This is a genomic window from Streptomyces sp. NRRL S-495 (assembly GCF_000966955.1).
Lineage (GTDB): Bacteria > Actinomycetota > Actinomycetes > Streptomycetales > Streptomycetaceae > Kitasatospora > Kitasatospora purpeofusca.
The window spans coordinates 1-3,934 of sequence record NZ_JZWY01000948.1 but is presented as its reverse complement, the minus strand read 5'-3'; the positions used below and the strand labels follow the sequence as shown (position 1 = coordinate 3,934).

Annotated in this window: 5 protein-coding genes; 3 read left to right on the top strand and 2 right to left on the bottom strand. The window is 71.0% G+C overall.

The genetic code is table 11. From position 1 onward, the window contains the following. Positions 1 to 440: sigma-70 family RNA polymerase sigma factor (locus tag VR45_RS36835; RefSeq protein WP_045944290.1), on the top strand; the 440-nt coding region annotated here is incomplete at its 5' end. Then, positions 437 to 1,150, top strand: coding sequence for a hypothetical protein (locus VR45_RS43065; protein WP_052709664.1), 714 nt, complete (start codon positions 437 to 439; stop codon positions 1,148 to 1,150). The genes VR45_RS36835 and VR45_RS43065, both read left to right, overlap by 4 nt. 222 nt (positions 1,151 to 1,372) lie before the next feature. On the opposite strand, the gene VR45_RS36825 is transcribed toward VR45_RS43065, so the two are convergent. Next, entirely contained in the window at positions 1,373 to 1,999 is a 627-nt protein-coding gene (locus VR45_RS36825; protein WP_045944291.1) for a DUF6000 family protein, read from the bottom strand. A gap of 574 nt (positions 2,000 to 2,573) precedes the next feature. On the opposite strand from VR45_RS36825, the gene VR45_RS36815 reads away from it, so the two are divergent. Next, complete coding sequence (locus VR45_RS36815) at positions 2,574 to 2,825, top strand: hypothetical protein (RefSeq protein WP_045944288.1); 252 nt, start codon at positions 2,574 to 2,576, stop codon at positions 2,823 to 2,825. 369 nt (positions 2,826 to 3,194) lie between these two features. Here VR45_RS36815 and VR45_RS36810 read toward each other — a convergent pair. Beyond that, a partial coding sequence (locus tag VR45_RS36810; protein WP_045944287.1) for an IS701 family transposase occupies positions 3,195 to 3,934 on the bottom strand: 740 nt, incomplete at its 5' end.

The window sequence follows — 3,934 nt, the reverse complement described above, 5'->3', positions numbered from 1 at the left end:
ACGCGGACGCGGAGGAGGCCGTCGACGCCACCTTCGACGCCATCACGGACAACTGGGACCAGATGCTGCAGATGCAGAACCTTCCGGGGTATGCCTGGACGGTGCTCAAGCACCGCGTCGTCGACCAGATGCGCCGCCAGGGCCGGCGCGCGATGCCGATGGACCACGCAGCCTTCGACGCAGCCGTCGCCACCAGGACCCACGACCCCTTCCAGGACCTGGCCGAGACGCTCGCCGCGTTCCAGGAGCTGCGCCGACTGCCGGAACGTCAGCGGGACGTGATGGAGCTGTGCGCCTGCCTCGGCTTCACCGCCGAGGAAGCCGCCGACCTGATGGGGGTGGAGCGCGCCACCATCAGGTCGCACATCCGCCAGGCACGCCAGCGTCTGGCCGACCGACTCCGCGAGGACGTGGAGGGACCCGAGGGAGAGACGCAATGATCGACGATCGTGACGCCGGCACGCCGCAACTCGAGGCGCTGCTCGCACGCCTGCGCACCGGCCGCCGGTACGACGGCTACGACGTCCGGGACGCCGAACGGCGCATGGCCGTGCGCCAGGCGGCCCGGGCCCGCTGCCTGAACCAGACCTCGTGCGCTCTCGCGTCGGCGGCCGCTCCCTCCCCGGGCCGGTCGCGGTGGACAGGTCCGGCGTTGGACGGGCAGGCGGCCGTGGACCAGGCCCGGGGGGACCTCCGGGCACTGTGCACCCTGGTGGTCGGGGACGACCGTGCCCCCGTGGACCTCGGCACGTTCATCGCGGACGGCTTCGTCGACGACGGCTCCGGGGCGAGGGTGCTGGCCTGCCTCCTCCACCTGACCGGCTACCGGGACGGCGCCCGGTGGTGGTGGCAGTGGGCCGCGGGCGCGGGCGACAGCACCGCGGTGTACTGCCTGGTACTCGACCACGCGCGCCGCGGGGAACTCCACGACGCCCGGTTCTGGGGGCACCAGCTCAGCTCGCGGGGCTTCGTGCCCGAGCAGTGGGGCAGCCGGGCCGACGCTCCGGTCATGGCGGACGACCTGCCCGACCTGGTCGCCGAGCACATCGTCAAAAGGGTGCACCCCGTGCTGGGCACCATCCCGGTCCCCGAGGCGTCCCTGGTCGGGGCGCTGGAGGAACTGGCCTCCGCCGACGCGAGCACCCGCTGACCGCACGGTCGGTCGCCGTGTGCCCGTGTCCGCCCGCCTTGTCGGTCCTGCCGTACCGGTCACCCGGGCGGCAGGACCGGCAGCCCGTCGCGACGCTGCACGGGGCGTCCGGCCGCGGGGAGCGGCGGCGGGACGCCGGGTAGTTGTAACGCTCCACGCACGAGCGGCTGTGTAGGTTGCACGTTTGTCTGGACAGCCGTGTGTCACTCTGCCGGGGCGGTGTCACCGCTTCGTTGCTGTGCAGTACTCAGTGCTCTCATCGGCGAAGACGCACAACTGGGCGGTGCTGTCGCGGTAGCTGTCCGGTGTGTCGTGGTGCTCCTTGCGGGGTGGTCCGTCGATCCACTGGTGCCAGAGGCCGTCCGGGGCGAGGAACCGGGTTGCTTGACCGGCGCCGAGCTTGGCGTCGAGGTGCAGGAGTGCACCCAAGGCGGCTGCCTGGTCGTAGTGGAGGTCGGGACGTCGTAGGTAGCGATCGAGGTATGCGGCCAACAGGTCCGCGTCGGACTGGGTGCCGAAGGTGGCGAAGGTGATGCAGTAGGCAGAGCCCGCGAAGCAGACCTCGCTGGCAAGCAGGAGCTCGCCGAGGCGTTCACGGAACTCGGTTCTGCGGGCGACGGCAATGAGCCAGGCGGCGGTTGTGCGCTCCCGCCACCCGCCTTCGAGCAGAACGGCCAGTTCACCAGGTGTGATTTCGCCGGCAGCCTTGCCGAGCTCCCTTGCGAACTTGGTGCGCCTGCGCTTGGTCATGTGCAGGAAGCTGCCACCGAGTTTGAGGTAGCGCTGGTCGGGCGTGACATAGCGGCGGATGAGCTGGTGCAACTCGGTTTGTTCGTCGGCATGGCGCATGCGGGCATNTAAGAGACAGGTGCAACTCGGTTTGTTCGCCGGCATGGCGCATGCGGGCATCCTGTCGTGGACGCGGCTGTTCGGCCAGCGGTCTGGCTGGTCCGCCGCCTCGGCCGGTCGGCTCGTCGTGCGGTCCACCGGGGTCATACGGGAGGCCGGTGACAGGTGGACGGCGAGCGGGACGGACAGCTGCACGGCGGGTGCTCCAGGGTCGGGAGAAGCCGGTTACCGAGCGGGGGTGTAGCGGGGCGACGAGGGTGCCGCGGTCGGTGTTCTCGTACGCCGTCGCCCGGGCACGGGAGCTGGCGGCCGGCGGGGAGGACTTCGGGATCCGGGACCGTACGGTCAGCCGGGGGAGGCGTCTGGGCGAGGAACGGCGCGTCTGCCTTCAGCTTGTGCAGCAAGGCATGGGCAACAAGGAAGCGTGTCGGATCGTCGGGGTCGAGGACAGGTCGATGGCGGCCGGTGGTCTCCCTGAGGACTTCGTGCTGCTGGTAGTTGGCCGGAACCGCCTCCTGTCCTGTGCGGGGTGGCGGTGCCCGGCAGGGGCACCGGAGGTCCGTACGATGCCCCGGTGACTGAGATCGACAACAACAGTTCCTCCGACCTCGACCGATTGCGCGTGGACGTGGTGCAGGTCCAACGGCACTGGTACGCGGCCCTCGCCGAGTGGGAGCAGGATCCGAGCAACCGCGGCCGGTACGAGGCTTACACGGCCGTGGGCCTGCGCCTGCACAGCCACCCGTACTGGGCGGCGGTCGGCGGGAACAGGTTCGAGGCGCAGAAGAAGATCCGCGAGTTGGCAGCGGACGAGGACGGCGCGTAGTCGAGCGTCCCGGCCGGTGCAGCCGGTGGCGCGCTTGGGCCAGAAGGAGCGCGCCGGGTGCTGCGAGGCAGGCCCGGGCTCCGGTGAACGGGGTGGGCGGGTCGGCCGGGCCGGCGGCCTTCGGGCGGGTGTTGCCTGGCCGAATATGGCGGGCGCCGGATGGCGGTCGGTGCGGTGAAGGTCCCTCGGGGGCCGTTCTCCGATGGGCCGACCGACCTTGGAGGTCTGTGCACTCTCCCGTCCTTGACCTAGTAGTGCTTTGTTAGGTGGTGTCGTAGGTCTGCCATGGGGTGGGTTGTCGGCAGGTGGGGCAGGTGCCGGTCCAGGTGGCGACGAGGTGTTGGAGGAGGTCCAGGGCCTGGCCGAAGGTCAGGCCCTGGCCAGGGCTTTTGGGAGGGTGCGCTGTTCGGTGAGGAACAGGTGGGCGGCGCTGACGAGGGTGACGTGGCGGTGCCAGCCGATGTAGGAACGGCCCTCGAAGTGGTCCAGCCCGAGGCGGGTCTTCAGCTCGCGGTAGTCGTGTTCGATCCGCCAGCGTGACTTCGCCAGTCGGACGAGGTCCTTGGCGGGGATGTCGGCGGGCAGGTTCGAGATCCAGTACTTGACCGGCTCCGCCTCGCCCTCGGGCCATTGGGCGATCAGCCAGGTGAGGGGAATCGTGCCGTCGTCGGCCGGCTTGGGGCGCCGTCCGGCGAGCCGGACGCGCAGGAGGACGAAGTGCGCGCTCATCGCGGCTTTGGATCCCTTGCGCCAGGTCACGCTCCGCCCGGCCCGGCGTCCGGCGGCCAGCACGTGCTCGCGCAAGGAGACCGGGCGGGTTCGGTAGCGCGAAAGTGGCCGCGGCCCCAGGCCGCCGTAGGGCGGCCGGTGCGGTTCGGCGTCCTCCCGGTGGGCGGTCATCTCACTCTTCGCCTGCAACACGTAGGCCAGACGGCGGTCCTCCAGACCGTGGCGGAAGTCGGCGTTCGCCCCGTAGGCGGCGTCCGCGACCAGCACGGCCGGCCGCAGCCCGGTGGCGGCGAGTTCGTCGAGCATCTCCAGGGCCAGCCGCCATTTCGGCCGGTGGCGCTCGTCCTCGGGGATCCGGCAGGCCGCCCGCCGCCCGGCGG

What these genes read in the sequence shown, in the direction of transcription:
- VR45_RS36825 (WP_045944291.1), bottom strand. Translation starts at nt 1,999, where the DNA reads ATGCGCCATGCCGACGAACAAACCGAGTTGCACCAGCTCATCCGCCGC.
- VR45_RS43065 (WP_052709664.1), top strand. Translation starts at nt 437, where the DNA reads ATGATCGACGATCGTGACGCCGGCACGCCGCAACTCGAGGCGCTGCTC.